Here is a 17,567-nt window from a genome sequence, read left to right as displayed (position 1 = left end):
GGTGCCCCGGCACCGCCCTATTCTGGACAGGACTGTTCTGAACCGGAGGACCAATGGCCCGAGACAGGACACAAGGCGAAGATTATGTCGGCCCGCTGAAACGGCTGTTAGCGGGCGTGCTGATCGCGTGCCTTTTTGGAATATTCCTGCTGTGGCGCATCGACAGCCCGCGCGTGGAACAATTCCGTGCCAGCCTGGTGGATCGGTTTGTCCCTTCGTTTGCTTGGGCGATGACGCCGGTCACTGGCACCATCAATCTGTTCCGTGACTTCCAAAGCTACCAACACGTGGTCGAGCAGAACAAAGAGCTTCGCCGCGAATTGCAACAGATGAAGGCCTGGAAAGAGGCCGCGTTGCAGTTGGAGCAAGAAAACGCCCGTTTGCTTGATCTGAACAATGTGCGTCTTGACCCGCAATTAACCTATGTGACCGGCGTGGTTCTCGCTGATAGCGGATCGCCGTTCCGGCAATCAGTGCTTTTGAATATCGGCAAACGCGACGGTGTTGTGGATGGTTGGGCAACGATGGACGGGATTGGCCTCGTCGGCCGGATTTCCGGGGTCGGAGAAACTACAAGCCGGGTGATGCTATTGACCGATGCCTCCTCGCGTATTCCGGCAATCATCCAACCCTCTGGGCAAAATGCGCTGATCGTCGGCGACAACTCCCTCGCGCCGCATGTCGACTTTGTGGAAAACCCGGATCAGGTGCGCCCCGGTGATCGTGTGGTTTCCTCCGGCGATGGCGGTGTCTTTCCCGCTGGCCTGCTGATCGGTCGGGTTGCTTCCGATCCCGGCGGTCGATTGCGCGTGCGCCTCGCGGCGGACTATGAGCGATTGGAATTTTTGCGTGTGCTGCGCGACCATGGAAAGGAACGGATAGAAAGACCCGGGGATTTGATCGCGCCAGAGGTTTCAGGGGGCTTTATGCAAGGCGACCTTGTGACCGAAGAGATCACGGAGGGCACGGATGGCTGAAACTCCGGGTGCCCGCCATTGGATCATGCGCAGTGCTTTTGTCGCTTTGGCGCTGGCCATTCTGTTTTGGCAGCTGCTGCCGCTTTCGACTGTGCCACGCAATTGGACCGGGCCTGATTTCCTGCTGGTCACGGTCATGGCCTGGGTGCTGCGCCGACCCGACTATGCGCCGGTATTTGCGGTTGCGGCAATTATGCTGCTGGCCGATTTCGTTCTCGGCCGCCCGCCCGGCCTGATGGCGGGCGTGACTGTCTTTGCCTGCGAGAAGCTGCGTAAACGCGTTCTGACAAGCGCCGAGATGGCCTTCCCTGTGGAGTGGCTGACAGCAGCCACAGCAATGGCTTTGATCATCATCAGCACACGCGTGATCACGGCGATTTTCTTGCTCCCGCAACCGTCGCTTGGGCTGACGCTGATTCAACTCATCATGTGCATTTTGGCCTATCCTTTGGTCGCGGCCCTTTGCGCCGTGCTGCTTGGCATACGCAAAACACGCTTCCGCGAGGGGGAGGCGACATGAAACGCACAGCCGCAGAAACCGCCGCCAGCAATGCGCGCATGACCCGGCGCGGCATCCTTTTGGGGGGCGCGCAGCTTGGCTTTATGGGGCTTCTGGGCCTGCGCATGCGCTATCTGCAGGTCGATCAGGCCGATGAATTCCGGCTGCTGGCCGAAGAAAACCGCATTAACATCCGTTTGATCGCCCCGGCGCGCGGCGAAATCTTTGACCGCAACGGCGTCATCATCGCGGCCAACGAACCGAGTTATCGCATCACCATCGTGCGCGAAGACGCTGGCAATGTCGAAGAGGTGATCGCACGGCTTTCAACGCTGATCGAGTTGGATGACGCCGCCCTCAACCGCGCCATGACCGAGATGAAGCGCTCTGCGCCTTTCCTGCCGGTCGCCGTTGCAGAGCGGATCAGTTGGGAAGAAATGTCGCGCGTAGCGGTGAATGCCCCTGCCCTGCCCGGTGTCACGCCAGAGGTTGGCCTATCGCGCCTCTACCCCCACGGCCCGGATTTCGCCCATGTGATCGGCTATGTCGGCCCGGTCTCTGACTACGACCTGTCCAAAATCGACGACCCCGATCAGCTACTTTTGATCCCACGCTTTCAGATCGGCAAGGTCGGGCTTGAGGCAAAGCGCGAAGACAAACTGCGCGGCAAAGCCGGCACAAAACGGGTCGAGGTCAATGCCGTGGGCCGTGTGATGCGCGAACTTGACCGCCGCGAAGGCCAACCCGGCGACGATCTACAGCTTACTGTGGACCAAAAATTACAGTCCTACATCCAAGCCCGCCTTGGCGAAGAAAGTGCCGCAGCCGTTGTCATGGATTGCAACACCGGCGAAATTCTCGCGATCAACTCTGCCCCGAGTTTTGACCCGAACCTCTTTGTGCGCGGGATTTCGGTGGCGGACTATTCGGCGTTGACCGAAAACGATCATCGTCCGCTTGCCACAAAAAGCGTGCAAGGCACCTACCCGCCCGGTTCGACCTTCAAAATGGTCGTGGCGCTGTCCGCTTTGGAAGCTGGCACCATTGACAGCAAAACAACCCATTGGTGCCCCGGTCACCTGCAGGTTTCAAACCGTCGCTTCCACTGCTGGAAACGTGGCGGGCATGGGCATATGAACCTTGAAACCGCACTGCGCGAAAGTTGCGATGTCTATTTCTACGAATTGGCGCTAGAGGTCGGGATCGAAAAGATCACCAACATGGCCAACCGGCTCGGCCTTGGCGTCAAGCACGGCATTCCGATGTCGGCGGTCGCGGGCGGCTTGACCCCGACGAAGGAATGGAAAGCCCGCAACCGCGATACCCCCTGGGTGATCGGCGATACGGTGAACGCGTCAATTGGCCAGGGGTTTGTTTTGGCCTCACCGCTGCAACTGGCGGTCATGTCGGCGCGGTTGGCCTCTGGCAAAGCGGTTGAACCAACTTTGGTCAAATCCATCAACGGCATTGATCAAACTGTCCCTGCCGAAGACGTACCCGACCTTGATGTCAATCCAAACCACCTGCGGATGGTGCGCCAAGCGATGTTTGCGGTGTCGAACCACCGCAAGGGCACGGCCTATAGCCAGCGCATCATCATGGACGAATACCGCCTCGCGGGCAAAACTGGCACCAGTCAGGTAAGGAACATCACAGCCGCAGAGCGCCGCGCCGGTGTGATCCGCAACGAAGACCTGCCATGGGGGCGACGCGACCATGGATTATTCGTTAACTTTGCGCCCTATGACAATCCGCGCATCGCTGTCGCGGTCATCGTCGAACACGGTGGCGGCTCCAGCGCGGCCACCCCGATTGCCCGAGACATCACATTGCAAGCGCTTTTCAACGGTGATCCACCTCTGGAGGCTTACCCAAGCAAAGATCGCGGTCGTATTCGTTCGCAACAGGAGCGCCTGCGGCAAGAGTACCTCGCCCGACAGTCAAACGACCGGGGCCGCGCATGAGCTATCTTGAACATAGCGTGAAATCTGTCCCCTCCGGGTTTCGCAAAATCCTGCACCTGAATTGGGCGCTGATCTTGCTGTTAATTGCGGTCTCCAGTGTCGGTTTCCTGATGCTGTATTCCGTGGCCGGCGGGTCATTCTCCCCTTGGGCTGAGGCACAGATGAAGCGGTTTCTGATGGGGCTGGTCCTGATGTTTGGCATAGCCATGGTACCGATTTGGTTCTGGCGCAACGTTTCTGGCGTGCTTTATCTAGGGTCACTCGTTTTGCTGGTATTGGTCGAAATTATGGGGTCTGTGCAAATGGGTGCCCAGCGCTGGATCGACCTTGGCTTCATGCGGCTGCAACCATCGGAACTGATGAAGATCACTTTGGTGATGTTCTTGGCGGCCTACTATGACTGGCTGCCCGCCAAGAAGACCTCTCGCCCTTTTTGGATCATCCTTCCGATTGTCATCATTCTGGTGCCAACCTTTCTTGTTCTGCGTCAGCCTGATCTTGGCACTGCACTTTTGCTGTTGATGGGCGGGGCGATGGTAATTTTCATCGCAGGTGTGCATTGGGCCTATTTCGCGGTTGTGTTTGCGATGGGCATAGGCTTGGTGACAGCCGTTTTCCAATCGCGCGGCCAAAGCTGGCAATTGTTGAAAGACTACCAATACCGCCGCATTGATACCTTTCTTGATCCGGCCTCAGACCCGCTTGGGGCGGGCTATCACATCACCCAATCCAAGATCGCGCTTGGGTCTGGGGGCTGGACAGGTCGCGGGTTTATGCAGGGCACGCAAACCCGCCTAAACTTTCTGCCTGAAAAACACACGGACTTCATTTTCACTACACTGGCCGAAGAATTCGGCTTTCTCGGCGCGGTGTCCCTTCTTGCGCTTTATGCCTTGGTCATCGTGTTCTGCGTTGCATCGGCGTTGCAGAACAAAGACCGGTTCTCTGCGCTGATGACCATGGGGATTGCCGGGACGTTCTTCCTGTTCTTTGCGGTCAATATGTCGATGGTCATGGGCATGGCCCCGGTGGTCGGCGTGCCGCTGCCACTGGTCAGCTATGGCGGGTCGGCCATGCTGGTTCTGATGGTGGCCTTTGGCATGGTGCAAAGCGCGCATGTGCATCGACCACGTTAGGTCGAACTCACGGCGCCGAAATATGGATGTCTCGCTGATATGATCAACGTTCTCTTCGCAGCCGGCGACGCCAATTGGGCGGACTACCAATTACATTTGGCAGCTGCATTTGAACGCCAAGGCCTCGTGGTAAACCTGCAAACATCGCTCGCGCCTGATCAAACGGACTATATTATCTACGCGCCCAGCAGCCGCCTGCTGGATTTCGCGCCCTATACCCGGTGCAAAGCTGTGCTGAGCCTCTGGGCGGGGGTGGAAAAGATCGTGACCAATACGAGCCTCACCCAGCCGCTCTGCCGGATGGTGGACCCGGGCTTGACACAGGGGATGGTCGAATGGGTCACGGGCCATGCCTTTCGATATCACCTTGGCATTGACGCCAACCTTGAGGCGCAAGACGGCAAGTGGATCAGATCCGTGCCCCCGTTGGCCTCGCAACGCTCTGTCACCGTTCTTGGTTTGGGAGCGCTTGGTGCGGCCTGCGCTACATCGTTGGCGCGCCTGGGATTTCAGGTCACCGGCTGGTCGCGACGGCCAAAGCAGATCAAAGGGGTCACCTGCCACGCAGGCCCAGACGGGCTGACCAAGGCGCTGCGGTCCGCTGAAATTCTGGTGCTTCTGCTGCCAAACACTGCCGAAACCACCAACACGCTCAACGCCGACACACTCGCGGCTCTACCGGAAGGCGCGTTCATCCTAAATCCCGGTCGTGGCACATTGATTGACGATGACGCGCTGATTTCGGCTCTGGACAGCGGGCAAGTCGCCCACGCCACTTTGGATGTGTTCCGAGAAGAGCCATTACCGAAAACCCATCCCTATTGGGCGCACCCAAAAGTCACCGTGACCCCGCATATCGCAGCCGAAACGCGACCCGGTACAGCATCCGAGGTGATCGCGGAAAACATCCGACGTGGCGAAAGCGGCGAGCCGTTCCTCCACCTCGTGGACCGCGCCAACGGGTATTAACCGCGCCTTCATTCACCTTTGCAGAAATACTCGCGAAGCAGACAGGGCTTTCCGCGAAACCCCTCTGCCGTGCTCAGCGCAGCTTCGGCGGATTCTCAGGATCACTCCCCGGTGCAATCTGAACGTATTCTCTCGGCGCGTCTGGTTCTGGCAAATCAAAGCGCAGGCCGACCTTTGCCAGTTGGGCGGCAAAGGGATCATTTGGTCCGAAGAAACCGACATCCAACGCGCCTGCGTCGATACCGGAAAACGTCAGCGCTTCTGAGACGGCTTTGGCCAACGCAGGCTGTGCACCGTCCACTGTGCCCACGAAACCAAGCATATGAGAACGCACGCCGTTCTCAGCCACCGTTCCAACGAGATAGGCCCAGCGCGCCAAGCCGACGGCGGTCGAAAGTTTGGTATCCAAGGATGTGATAAGCGAATCCGGTAACCCTGCTGGCGCAGTGACCTCTGCCAGCTTCGCTTCAACCTCATCCGGCGCGTTTTCCAGCGTTTGAACAAGCCACGTGACAGCATCTGCCGGGATCAGGATTGAGGACGGCGCGACCTCAAGATTGACGCCAAGGCCGATCCCAGACGGCGCGAGCATCTGCGCGATTACCCGGCCTGACAGTGCAGCGTAGGGTGCAGGTTTTCCGACGAATTCCGCGAGACGTTCGATGGTGTCAAAGACCAACACAAAGGACGCGTCTTGCACCTCAAAGACTTCGGGCGCGATCCGGTCATCCTCTTGTTCTTTCTCCAACAATAAAAAGAGTTCTGAATCCGCCAGCCGCTCATAAAATTTCAGCCGCGCGCCATCGTCCAGCGGGCTGGCGTCCATCGCGGCATGCGCGGCATCAATTGGGGTCGGTTTCGTTTCAGTCACAACAGGGCCTCTTTCACCGCAACTTGCAAAGCCGGTTGCAGCTCTGCCTCAAACCAGGGGTTTTTCTTCAACCATGCCGTATTGCGCCAAGACGGATGTGGCAAGGGGAAGACGGCGGGCGCATGGTCGCGCCAATTGGCGACCGTCTGCGTCACACTCCCCTGCCCAAGATGCCACTTCTGCGCATATCCACCCACCAGTAGTGTTAATCGCACCGACGTTAACTGGTCCATGACCTGAGGCCGCCAAGTGTTGGCACAGATCGCAGGCGGCGGAAGGTCCGCGCCTTTTTGATTGTAGCCCGGAAAGCAGAAGGCCATGGGGACAATGGCGATCTGCTTGCGGTCGTAGAAAATCTCTTCGCCCAGCCCCATCCAATCGCGCAGCCGGTCTCCTGAGGGATCCGTGAAGGGTTTGCCGCTGGCATGAACCCGAGCGCCGGGGGCTTGGCCTGCAATCAAAATTCGTGCGCCGGGTTGGAACCACACCACCGGGCGCGGCTGATGCGCAATGTGGGTTGCAAGAAAGCGCTCTTCGCATAGACGACAGGATTTTATTTCACTTTGCAGCGTCACCGTGCGGCTCTCTGGCAGATGTGCGCCAATGCGCGCATGTAGTAACAATTGTCACGAAGTACTCCTGACCATTCCGGCTAATATTGCGCACCTGTTTTCAACCCGCAAACCAATTTGATATTTCGACAATTGTGAAAATAATACTTGCGCTCGGCCTATACTTCGATACTTTTAGAATTATGAAAATAATGCATGCCCCTCCTCTCAGCCTCGAAGTCGCGGCATCTTCTTTTGCCGCCCTTGGGTCCGAACAGCGCCTGAGTGTGCTGCTGACTTTGGTACGTGCAGGAGACCCGGGGTTGAGCATCGGAGAATTGGGTGCGCGCAGTGGGGTCACTGGCTCGACATTAACGCACCACATGAAAATCCTCTCGCAAGCGGGGCTGGTACGGCAGCAGAAACAAGGGCGCAGCATCATCTGCGCGGCCATCGCGTTTGAAGAGGTCCGCGCCTTGTCCGAATTTCTGTTGAACGAATGCTGCGCGGATTGCGACACACAGGACCACGCCCATGGCTGACACATTGCATCCTCATCCAACGCCCATCCTAAAACGCATCGACAAGGCGTGGTTGGCATTGGGTCTTATTCTTGTTGCGCTCGCGCTGCTTGATCGCGCGCAGGTGCTGCCAACGGTGATTTTTGCGTTTGAAGCACTGGCAGGCACGGCCCCATTCATCACCTTCGCCGTTCTGGCAATTGCCTATCTCAAGGCGACTGGGGCCGAAAACATTGTCGCCAAGGCCTTTGTGGGCCGTGAATCCCGCATGATTCTGTTTGCGGCTTTGCTGGGTGGGTTGGCGCCCTTCTGTTCTTGCGAAGTCATCCCTTTCATTGCCGCGCTTTTGGCCGCGGGCACGCCGCTTTCTGCCGTCATGGCGTTCTGGCTTGCCTCCCCACTGATGGACCCAGCGATGTTTTCAATCACGGCCAGCCAACTGGGGTTTGAATTCGCAGTAGCAAAGACGTTGGCCGCTGTGGGACTGGGCCTCTTTGGCGGCTTTGCCACCATGACCCTGTCCAAATCGCGGGTCTTTGTGGACCCATTGCGCGAAAAGCCACAGGTCGGCGGATGCTGCGGCGTCAAAGCGCCGTTTTCCGAACGGCCAGTTTGGCGTTTTTGGCAGGAAAATACGCGCAAGATCGTGTTCTGGGAGACGGCCGTTGAAAACGCCGTCTTCTTGTTGAAGTGGCTCCTTTTGGCCTATGCCCTCGAAGCGTTGATGCTGCATTACGTCCCTGCCGAATGGATCGCTTCTTATCTGGGCGGTGAGGGCCTGCGCCCGATTGCCCTAGGGGCCCTTGTTGGCGCGCCAGCCTATCTAAACGGCTACGCCGCTGTGCCGCTTGTTGACGCTCTGTTGCACCAAGGGATGGCCCCCGGCGCGGCGATGAGTTTTATGCTCGCAGGTGGGGTCAGCTGCATTCCGGCGGCCATTGCGGTTTGGGCACTCGTCAAACCCAAAGTGTTCGGCGCTTACCTGCTTTTTGCCCTGATCGGCAGCTTTGCGGCGGGGTTGATTTGGCAGATCACGGCAACGCTTTGATTCTCTTGCCGCTTCCGCCGCAGCGCAGCATTTGATGGGCCGATGCGAAAAGATGCATTGTTGACTGATATTTGATTTCAAAGTCGCCCTCACATCGCGTCAAAACCGCCCGGCAGTCGGCTGATCCCGTTGTCCAGCGCCTGATATTGGGATATCCAAAAACAAAATAATATCAGGGGGGACCGATGTATCGCGTCTGGAATTTCTTAACCAACTACTCGCTTCTATTGATCATCGGCGCATTGCTCGCCCTCGTCTGGGCCAATACCAACCCAGAAACCTACCACCACTTCGTTGAATTTGTCATTTGGGACCATGCCCCAATTGGGCATTACCACCACGGCCACAGAACGCTGACTTTGCACTATCTGGTCAATGACGTTCTTATGGCGCTGTTCTTCGCCATGGCCGCCAAAGAGGTTTGGGAGGCCGTGATCCTGAAAGAAGGATCATTGCGCGGCAAGAAGGCGGCAACACCCTTGTTTGCAACAGCAGGCGGTATGTTCGGACCGATTGCGGTATATCTTGGCTTGGCAGCTCTGCTTGGCTCTGACACCTACCAAGCGGTTGCGAATGGTTGGGCGATCCCAACCGCAACCGACATCGCATTTTCTTACCTTGTCGGTCGCATTGTGTTTGGCGCGGGCCATCCGGCTGTGCGCTTCCTCCTTCTCCTTGCCATTGCCGACGACGCGGTGGGTCTGATCATTCTGGCGATCTTCTATCCTTCGGGTGAATTGGCACCGGAATGGCTTCTGGCCTCCTTTGCTGCAGCGCTGGTCGTATTTGTGGTTTTCAACTGGCTTCCACGCAAAATGGATGCGGGTAACCCGGACCGTCCAAACTCGACTTGGGTGCGTAAGAATCTGCATTTTGTCCCTTATGCGGTCGCCGGGTGCATCAGCTGGTATGGCTTTATGCGCTCTGGTCTTCACCCGGCCCTTGGCCTGCTTCCGATTGTACCTGCCATCCCGCACGCAGACCGTGGCTTTGGCTTCTTCTCTGATGCGGAAACGCATTTGCACGACCTGCTGAACGTCATCGAACATGCATTGAAACACCCTGTCGAAGTTGTGCTGTTCTTCTTTGGCCTGCTGAACGCAGGTGTTGAATTCAGCGCCATTGGCGATGCCACCTGGCTGGTGCTGGCTGGTCTGATCATCGGCAAACCGATTGGTATCCTGATCTTCGGCTGGTTCGCGGCGGTTCCGCTTAGGCTGGGAATACCGCAGGGGATGCGGATCATAGACCTTGTGGTCATCGGCTTTGTTGCCGCCATCGGCTTTACCGTATCGCTCTTTGTGGCCTCGGTCGCCTTCCCTCCGGGAGATGTACAGGATGCCGCGAAAATGGGCGCGCTGTTTAGCTTTGCTGCGGCCTTCTTGTCGATCATCGCGGGCAAAATTTTCCGTGTGCAAAAAGCCGACCTGGCCGCCGCAGAGTAAGATCACCGCGACTAAACAAAAAGAAACCGGTGCATTCGCGCCGGTTTCTGCCTTTTTTTCGCCCAATTCCGGACGCATATGTTGTCAGGGATTGGGCAAATCCGTCATACTAACAACCAAGCCTGCAAAGGGCGCATTAAGGACTCCTCTGATACAGAGGGGCATAGGCAGAGCAGCCGGAGCACTTGAATGCTCGAGTTTGAGAACGTCAGCAAGTCCTTCTGGACGGGGACGCAACGCAAGATCATTCTGGATCGGGCGTCTTTTCGCGTGGAACTTGGGCAGTCGCTTGGCATCCTTGCGCCGAATGGCTCTGGCAAGACAACCATCATCAATATGATGGCCGGGTTGGAAAAACCCGATGAGGGGATTGTCAGGCGTGATTGCCGGATCTCGTTCCCGCTGGGGTTCATGGGCGGCGTTGTCAACAAACACACAGCTGTGGAAAACAGCCGCTATATCGCGCGGCTTTATGGCTTGGACCCAGACTATGTCGAAGCCTTCTGTCGTTGGCTTTGCGGATTGGATGAGTATTTCGACCAGCCCCTTGGCACATATTCCTCGGGCATGCGTGCGCGGTTCTCCTTTGCTCTGATGCTGGCGCTTGATTTTGACATCTATCTGGTGGACGAGGGCATGCCTTCATCGACCGACGTAGAATTCAATCGCAAAGCCGGTGAGGTGCTGCGCGAACGTCTGCGGACAACCACCATGATCATCGTCTCACACCAGCCCAAAACGCTTGAGAAATTCGCACGCTCTGCCGCCGTTCTTTTGAACGGCCAGATGCACATGTTTGACACCTTGGAAGAGGCAAAGCAGCTTTATGACTACCAAACCCAAGGCTAAAAAGTTCCGCATCCGTCGCAGCAGCGGCGCGCAAGCGGCGGCGGATGCACCGCGGCCCAATGATGATGAGCCTCAGGAACGCCCTGCGGCGGAAACCGCCCCTATGCCCGAAACCCAGCTTTCGCCGGTTGCAACAGCCCCGAACGCGCCCGCGCCGCAACCAGATGCCGAGGTTTCGGACCGGGCGGCACGTCGGCAGGCGCGACTGGCGCGATCCGCTGAACGTCGCGCAAAATCAGGCGACAGCAGCCCTGCGGCTGCCGCTCAGCCTTTGCCGACCTCGACCGATGAAGACATGGGCGGACTGGAAATGGCCGCTGCGGCCGCGCCGGAACCGGCCCCCAAAGCCGCGCCCAAACCCACCGGCACAACCGCGCCGCCATCCTCAATCGCGGCGCAGCTTTCACCGGATCAGGAAATCGCTGAAATCCGCCAAGAGGGTCTGACAGGGCGTCAACTGCGCATGGCGCGCCGTTTGGCGCAAAAGCACAACCTTGCAGCGTCGTCAGACTATGATGCGGTGCGGCTTTTGCGGAAAAACGGTCTTGATCCGTTCAGCCGCTCTAACATGCTGGACCGCGTGGCCCCAGACAGCCCGCTTACCGCCCCCGGCAGCAACCTGCCGCAAACCCGCCCAGTTGGCACGACCTTACCGTCAACCGAAACCAGTTCTCCGACCGAACGGCGTTTCCGTGAAATCGGGGATATCCAGAAAGATATTGCTCGGAGACGGCGGCGCAAAACGGTCTTGATGTTCTCTCGGTTGCTGGCCTTTGTGATGCTGCCGACCATGCTGGCGGGCTATTACTACTTTGCCATGGCAACGCCCATGTATACGACCGAATCTGAGTTTTCGATCATTCAGTCAGAGCAAGCCGGGGTACAAGGCGGGCTGTTCAGTGGCTCACAGTTTGACACCAAAGATAGCACCGCGACGCAATCATTCTTGCAATCGAAAGAGGCGATGCTGCTGCTAGAACGCGACGTGGGCTTTAAGGCTGTCTTTTCTGACCCTTCCATCGACCCATTGCAGAGGTTGGAAGAAAACCCTTCGAATGAAGAAGCCTACAAGCTCTACAAAAAATATGTAAAAATTGGCTTTGATCCGACCGATGGTATCATCCGCATGGAAGTGTCCTCACCTGACCCGCAGATCAGTACCGCCTTTTCGCAGGCGCTGATCAACTACGCCGAAGAGAAGGTTGACGGCCAGTCGCTGCGCAAACGCGAGGACCAACTCAAAGACGCCCGTCGCAGCCTCGAGAAAGCCAAGCAAGACCGCCGTGATGCCCAACGCGCCTTGGTCGAACTGCAAGAAACCTCGGTCTTGGACCCAGAGGGCCTGATTGCAAGTTTGCGTCAACAGATCAGCACCTATGAGTTAGAACTGCAGGAAAATCAGTTGGAACTGAGCCAGCTGTTGGACAACCCACGCCCGAATGAGGCGCGTGTGAATGGCGTCAAAGGTAATATTCGCAATCTGCAGGCGATTCTGGAGAACCTCCAAGGCAGAATGACCGATATTGGCGGCAGCAAATCCTCGCTTGCTGGACAAGCCGCCGCAATTCAGATCGCGCAAGCCGACCTTGCGACCGCTGATCTGATCCTGCAATCGGCGCTGCAGACGTTGAACCAGACCGAACTCGAAGCCTCACGGCAGGTACGTTACCTGACGACCTCAGCGCGCCCGGTTGCGTCAGAGGACCCCAGCTATCCAAAAGCCTTTGAAAACACGATCCTCAGCTTCCTGATTTTTTCCGGCATCTACCTGATGATCTCTTTGACCGGGTCGATCTTACGCGAACAGGTCTCTGGCTAGGGCACAAAAAAGGGCGCTGCGGCGCCCTTTCTTTTTGTCCACGATCTTAGGCTGCAAGGCCCCGGCCTTTTAGCAATGCTTCAACTCCCGGCAACCGGCCTCTGAACCTCTCATAAAGTTCAGCGGAGTCGACAGACCCACCTTTGGACAGAATATGCTCTTCCAACGCGGCAGCCGTTTGCGGATCAAAGGCGCTGCCAGCGGCAAGGAAGGCATCAAAGGCATCAGCGTCCATCACTTCGGACCACATGTAGCTGTAGTAGCCGCTGGAATAGCCGTCGCCCGCAAAGACATGCGCAAAATGCGGTGTGGCGTGGCGCATGGTGATGGCTTTAGGCATGCCAAGGGCAGACAGAACCTCTGCCTGTGCGGCCATAGGATCCTGTGGTGCATCGCCATTGTGGAACGCCAGATCGACCAACGCCGAGGCGACATATTCCACGGTATGAAAACCCATGTCGAAATTGGCAGCCGCCAGAACCTTGTCTAGCATTGCCTGTGGCATCGCCTCGCCCGTTTCCGCATGGGTCGCGAATTCCGAAAGCACCTCGGGCACTTCGAGCCAATGTTCATAAAGCTGGCTGGGTAGTTCAACAAAATCACGTGCAACGGATGTGCCCGAGACGCTTTCATAGGTCACATTGGACAGCATTTGATGCAGGGCATGGCCAAACTCGTGAAACAACGTGCGCGCATCATCATAAGACAACAACGCCGGATCGGATTTGGCGAAGTTGCAGACGTTGATCACAACTGGGCTTTGCACCTCTGGATATTTGGCCTGACTGCGCATCGCAGAGCACCACGCGCCCGACCGTTTAGAGCCGCGCGCGAAATAATCACCGATAAAGACGGCGATATGTTCGCCCTTGCGCGTCACCTCCCACGCGCGGCAATCCGCATGGTAAAGCGGCACGTCGAGAGGTTTGAACTGCAACCCGAACAGGCGGTTCGCGCAGGCAAAAGACGCTTCGATCATCCGGTCCAATTGCAGATAGGGTTTCAGCGCGGCCTCATCCAAATCATGCTCTGCCTTGCGGCGCTTCTCAGCATAATAGCGCCAATCCCACGGCTCTAAGTCGCCGTTGATCCCATCCGCATGCATCATCTGGGTCAGCACCTCTGCATCCGCTTCCGCCTGCGCCTTGGCCGGTTCCCAAACATCCATCAACAGGGCTTCAACAGCCTCTGGCGTCTTGGCCATTTCGGTTTCCAGCTTGTAGGCGGCAAAATTCGCGTAGCCCAGCAGCTTTGCACGTTCTTCCCGCAGCGCGAGGATTTCTGCCGCGATTTTGCGATTGTCGGTCTCACCACCGTTTGCACCACGCGCCGCCCAAGCGGCAAAGGCTTTCTCGCGCAGGTCGCGGCGCTGAGAGAACTGAAGGAACGGCACGATCAGGGAACGAGAAAGCGTAACAACTGGTCCGCCTGCCCCTTTTTCTTTGCCCGCCGCGCGGGCCGCGCCAATCACAAAGTCAGGCAGTCCTTCCAGATCGGCTTCGTCCAACTCCATGAACCAGCTACGTTCATCTGCCAGAAGGTTCTGCGTGAATTCAGTGCCCAAAACGGCCAATCGGCCTTTGATCTCTTGCATGCGTTTGTCAGCAGCTCCTTCCAAGGCCGCACCGCTGCGCACAAATCCCCGGTGGGTCAGCATCAGCACACGGGCTTGTTCTTCAGGCAGATCCAACTGATCCTTGCGTGCCCAAAGATCTGCGATCCGAGCAAAGAGCGCTTTGTTGGCCGAAATCTCCGCAGAATGTGCGGCGAGTTTCGGCGCAAACTCGCGTTGCAGCGCCTCGCGTTCGGGATTGCTGTCTGCTCCGGCGACCGAATAGAAAACCGAAAGTACCTTATCAAGCGCAGCCCCAGCCGCTTCTAAAGCACCAATGGTGTTATCAAAGGTTGCTGGAACGTCTTGATCTGCGATGGCGTCGATCTCGGCTTTATGAGCCTTAAGCGCGGTTTCAAACGCAGGGGCAAAATCGCCATCTTCGATCTGATCAAAGGGGGCGATTTGAAAGGGCGTGGTCCAATCGGCCAGCAGCGGATTTGTCATGTCAGTCTCCTTTGCCCCAAAGATGGGCGGTTGCGCGTCAGCCGCAATGCAATTCTTGGTATGTCGCTGCGGAAAGTGTCAGCTCGGCGCGCCGTCGCCGCAGACCGGGCAGCCTGCACGGCGTTTCAGCGCAATGCTGCGGCTTTCGCCGTATAATGCGTCATAGATCATCATCTGCCCCCGCAAAGCCACGCCCGCGCCGGTGATCACTTTGATCGCTTCGGCGGCCATCATCGCGCCGACCACGCCCGGCAAGGGGCCGATCACTCCTGCCTCCGCACAGCTAGGGGACAGACCGGCTGCAGGCGCTTCGGGGAAAATGCACTGATAACAAGGGGCGTCATTGGCGGGATCAAAGACGCTGATCTGCCCTTCCCATTGGCTCAGCGCACCGGAAATCAGCGGCTTGCCCTGCGCAACGCAAACTTGGTTGACCAGATAGCGGGTTGTGAAATTGTCGGTCCCGTCCAAAACTAGATCGTAGTCCGCGATCAGGTCCGACGCGTCCGCTTCTGACAAACGGCGCTGGTAGCGCCGCACAGTCACAAAGGGGTTTTGGGCGCGCATGGCCTCGGCGGCGGAGTGCACTTTTGGCATGCCGATATTGCGATCCGGGTGGATCACCTGCCGCTGCAAGTTGGAATTGTCGACCACGTCGTCATCCACAACTCCAATCGTGCCGACACCTGCCGCCGCCAAATAAAGCAAGGCCGGCGACCCAAGCCCCCCTGCCCCGATGACCAGCACCTTGGCGTCCTTCAGGCGTTTCTGACCAAGTCCGCCAACCTCTCGCAACACGATATGGCGCGCGTAGCGACTAAGTTCGGTGTCGTTGAAAGGGCCTTGTTGCGCAGGCTCTTCGAGCGGTGCACGCACCCGCGCGCGGAGCCATGCCAGCCCCTTGATATACGCCAAGACAATCGCAGCGGCGGCCCCAAGCATCAGCCACAAAGCTGCTGATCCACCCGTCGCCAAGCGCAATGAATTGTCGGCGGGCAACACGAGATGCAAGCTGATCACCGCCAAATAGACCAGCCCGATCATCAGCCATGTCACCTGCTGCGGTAGGCGCAGAAGTCGCCCGATCCCCCAGATCGCGGCGCAAATGCCAAGGACCAGCACCATCAGCTCACCCCGGTTGACCCAAAGCCGCCTTCGCCGCGTGTTGTCGTGCTAAGGTCCTCGGCCAGGTCAAACTGCGCTTGCGCCACCGGCGCGACAATCATCTGTGCGATGCGATCCCCATGCGCGATGTGAAAAGCCTCCTGCCCTGCGTTCATAACAATCACCCCAAGCGGTCCGCGATAATCGCTATCGATGGTGCCGGGCGCGTTGGGCAGCGTGATGCCGTGCTTCAGGGCCAACCCTGAGCGAGGGCGGATTTGCACCTCATACCCCAACGGGATTTCAAGGCGCAGCCCGGTCGGTACCAGAGCGCGCGCGCCGGGTTCCAATGTGACGCCCTCGCGCTCTGCCTCCGCAAAGTTCGCGCGCAGGTCCGCCCCGGCGGCTCCGGGCGTTTCATAGGCGGGTAATCCAAGGCTTTGGTCGGCTTCTTCCAGCCAGGTGAATTTGATGGCAACCACGTTCAAAACTCTTTCTTAAGCGGGGGATCAGCCAAGGGCATTGGCGATGCGCTCTGCCAATTGCTGAGCGACGGCATCTTTGCTCATGCGCGGCCAATGTTCGGCTCCGTCGTCCGATATCAGGACCACGGCGTTTTCTTTGCCCCCCATGATGCCGGTTTCCGGGCTGACGTCATTGGCGACGATCCAATCACATCCTTTGCGCAGGCGTTTCTTGGTGGCGTTTTCGACGACATCATCGGTCTCGGCAGCAAAGCCAACGACCAATTTCGGCCGGTCGCTTTTGGCCTGCGAGACGCTGGCCAAGATATCGGGGTTTTCAGAAAACGACAGGCTGGGGATCTTGCCATCCTGTTTCTTAATCTTGCTGCCGCTTGCGCCGTCGACGCGCCAATCGGCCACGGCAGCGGCAAACACGGCGGCATCTGCGGGCATGGCTGCCGAAACTGCCTCCATCATCTGCTGCGCGGTTTGCACTTCGACAATGTGCACACCTTCGGGGCGGGGTTCTTCGGCTGGGCCGGTCACAAAGACCACTTCGGCTCCCAACATGGCCAAGGTCCGCGCGATGGCGGTCCCCTGCGCGCCCGAAGATCGGTTGGCGATGTAGCGCACCGGGTCAATCGGTTCATGGGTTGGGCCCGAGGTCACAACAATCTTGCGTCCAACCAACGGCCCCTCGGCCAGTTGGTTCTCAATTGCAGCGACAATCTCTGCCGGTTCGGCCATTCGACCGGGGCCATATTCACCGCAGGCCATGTCGCCTTCGTTCGGGCCGACAAAAGCAACGCCGTCCTGTTTCAGGGTCGCAATATTGCGCTGCATGGCCGGATGCAGCCACATGCGCACGTTCATCGCAGGCGCGATTAAAACTTCGGTATCGGTGGCCAACAAAAGGGTCGATGCCAGATCATCGGCAAACCCATTCGCCATTTTCGCCATCAGGTTCGCCGTGGCCGGAGCGACCACGATAAGGTCAGCAGACCGCGAGAGTTGGATATGGCCCATCTCTGCCTCATCGGTCAGATCAAACAGATCGCGATAGGCCTTTTCTTCGGCCAAAGCCGAGACAGACAGCGGTGTCACAAATTGCTCCGCCGAATTTGTCAGAACAGGCGTCACCCAAGCACCGCGTTTACGCAGTTGGCGGATCAGGTCCAACGACTTATAGGCGGCGATTCCCCCGCTGATAATCAGAAGAATGCGTTTGTCTTCCAGCATTTGGCCCCTCCGAGGTCAGGCAGGGAAGACACTATGCATTTGCGCAGGTGGA

The 17,567-nt window shown here is 57.9% G+C and carries 16 protein-coding genes; 10 read left to right on the top strand and 6 right to left on the bottom strand.

The window, feature by feature from the left end; genetic code table 11:
* Window positions 1-53 precede the first annotated feature (53 nt).
* The 5 genes from mreC to BUA39_RS10885 are packed head-to-tail and all read left to right on the top strand — an operon-like array spanning window position 54 to window position 5,545.
* A complete protein-coding gene (mreC, locus tag BUA39_RS10905) occupies window positions 54-977 on the top strand; it encodes a rod shape-determining protein MreC (RefSeq protein WP_072793237.1) in 924 nt (307 codons plus the stop codon).
* Complete coding sequence (locus tag BUA39_RS10900) at window positions 970-1,497, top strand: hypothetical protein (protein WP_072793236.1); 528 nt, start codon at window positions 970-972, stop codon at window positions 1,495-1,497. The genes mreC and BUA39_RS10900 overlap by 8 nt, the downstream gene beginning before the upstream one ends.
* Window positions 1,494-3,440 (top strand): penicillin-binding protein 2, encoded by a 1,947-nt coding sequence (gene mrdA, locus BUA39_RS10895; protein WP_072793235.1) that lies wholly within the window; start codon window positions 1,494-1,496, stop codon window positions 3,438-3,440. The genes BUA39_RS10900 and mrdA overlap by 4 nt, the downstream gene beginning before the upstream one ends.
* Window positions 3,437-4,576, top strand: coding sequence for a rod shape-determining protein RodA (gene rodA, locus BUA39_RS10890; RefSeq protein ID WP_072793234.1), 1,140 nt, complete (start codon window positions 3,437-3,439; stop codon window positions 4,574-4,576). Before mrdA ends, rodA begins: the two co-directional genes overlap by 4 nt.
* Window positions 4,577-4,615: 39 nt before the next feature.
* Window positions 4,616-5,545: a 2-hydroxyacid dehydrogenase gene (locus BUA39_RS10885; protein WP_072793233.1), complete on the top strand. Its 930-nt coding sequence runs from the start codon at window positions 4,616-4,618 to the stop codon at window positions 5,543-5,545.
* Between the two features lie 73 nt (window positions 5,546-5,618).
* Here the strand turns inward: BUA39_RS10885 and BUA39_RS10880 are convergent, their stop codons facing one another.
* Window positions 5,619-6,371 carry an SseB family protein gene (locus BUA39_RS10880; protein ID WP_423219941.1) on the bottom strand — a complete coding sequence of 251 codons (753 nt, stop codon included), beginning with the start codon at window positions 6,369-6,371 and terminating at the stop codon, window positions 5,619-5,621.
* 41 nt (window positions 6,372-6,412) lie between these two features.
* Window positions 6,413-7,039, bottom strand: a complete 627-nt coding sequence (locus BUA39_RS10875; RefSeq protein ID WP_423219940.1) for a uracil-DNA glycosylase family protein — start codon at window positions 7,037-7,039, stop codon at window positions 6,413-6,415.
* 131 nt (window positions 7,040-7,170) lie between these two features.
* Between BUA39_RS10875 and BUA39_RS10870 the strand changes: the two genes are divergently transcribed.
* The 5 genes from BUA39_RS10870 to BUA39_RS10850 all read left to right on the top strand — a co-directional run bounded on the left by BUA39_RS10870 (window position 7,171) and on the right by BUA39_RS10850 (window position 12,649).
* On the top strand, window positions 7,171-7,509 hold the full coding sequence (locus tag BUA39_RS10870; protein ID WP_072793231.1) for an ArsR/SmtB family transcription factor: 339 nt from the start codon (window positions 7,171-7,173) through the stop codon (window positions 7,507-7,509).
* Window positions 7,502-8,536 (top strand): permease, encoded by a 1,035-nt coding sequence (locus BUA39_RS10865; protein ID WP_072793230.1) that lies wholly within the window; start codon window positions 7,502-7,504, stop codon window positions 8,534-8,536. Before BUA39_RS10870 ends, BUA39_RS10865 begins: the two co-directional genes overlap by 8 nt.
* A 185-nt stretch (window positions 8,537-8,721) precedes the next feature.
* Window positions 8,722-9,981, top strand: a complete 1,260-nt coding sequence (locus BUA39_RS10860; protein WP_072793229.1) for a Na+/H+ antiporter NhaA — start codon at window positions 8,722-8,724, stop codon at window positions 9,979-9,981.
* Window positions 9,982-10,170: 189 nt separating this feature from the next.
* Window positions 10,171-10,830: an ABC transporter ATP-binding protein gene (locus BUA39_RS10855; protein ID WP_072793228.1), complete on the top strand. Its 660-nt coding sequence runs from the start codon at window positions 10,171-10,173 to the stop codon at window positions 10,828-10,830.
* Window positions 10,808-12,649: a KpsE/RkpR family capsule polysaccharide export protein gene (locus BUA39_RS10850; protein WP_072793227.1), complete on the top strand. Its 1,842-nt coding sequence runs from the start codon at window positions 10,808-10,810 to the stop codon at window positions 12,647-12,649. The genes BUA39_RS10855 and BUA39_RS10850 overlap by 23 nt, the downstream gene beginning before the upstream one ends.
* A 46-nt stretch (window positions 12,650-12,695) precedes the next feature.
* Here the strand turns inward: BUA39_RS10850 and BUA39_RS10845 are convergent, their stop codons facing one another.
* The 4 genes from BUA39_RS10845 to coaBC all read right to left on the bottom strand — a co-directional run bounded on the left by BUA39_RS10845 (window position 12,696) and on the right by coaBC (window position 17,515).
* A complete protein-coding gene (locus tag BUA39_RS10845) occupies window positions 12,696-14,708 on the bottom strand; it encodes a M3 family metallopeptidase (RefSeq protein WP_072793226.1) in 2,013 nt (670 codons plus the stop codon).
* A 78-nt stretch (window positions 14,709-14,786) separates the two neighbouring features.
* Window positions 14,787-15,833 (bottom strand): HesA/MoeB/ThiF family protein, encoded by a 1,047-nt coding sequence (locus tag BUA39_RS10840; protein ID WP_072793225.1) that lies wholly within the window; start codon window positions 15,831-15,833, stop codon window positions 14,787-14,789.
* Entirely contained in the window at window positions 15,833-16,294 is a 462-nt protein-coding gene (gene dut, locus BUA39_RS10835) for a dUTP diphosphatase (protein WP_072793301.1), read from the bottom strand. The genes BUA39_RS10840 and dut overlap by 1 nt, the downstream gene beginning before the upstream one ends.
* A gap of 27 nt (window positions 16,295-16,321) precedes the next feature.
* Window positions 16,322-17,515 (bottom strand): bifunctional phosphopantothenoylcysteine decarboxylase/phosphopantothenate--cysteine ligase CoaBC, encoded by a 1,194-nt coding sequence (gene coaBC / locus BUA39_RS10830; protein ID WP_072793224.1) that lies wholly within the window; start codon window positions 17,513-17,515, stop codon window positions 16,322-16,324.
* Window positions 17,516-17,567 lie beyond the last annotated feature (52 nt).

The organism is Cognatishimia maritima (assembly GCF_900129685.1).
Lineage (GTDB): Bacteria > Pseudomonadota > Alphaproteobacteria > Rhodobacterales > Rhodobacteraceae > Cognatishimia > Cognatishimia maritima.
This window is presented reverse-complemented; position numbering and strand designations above follow the sequence as displayed.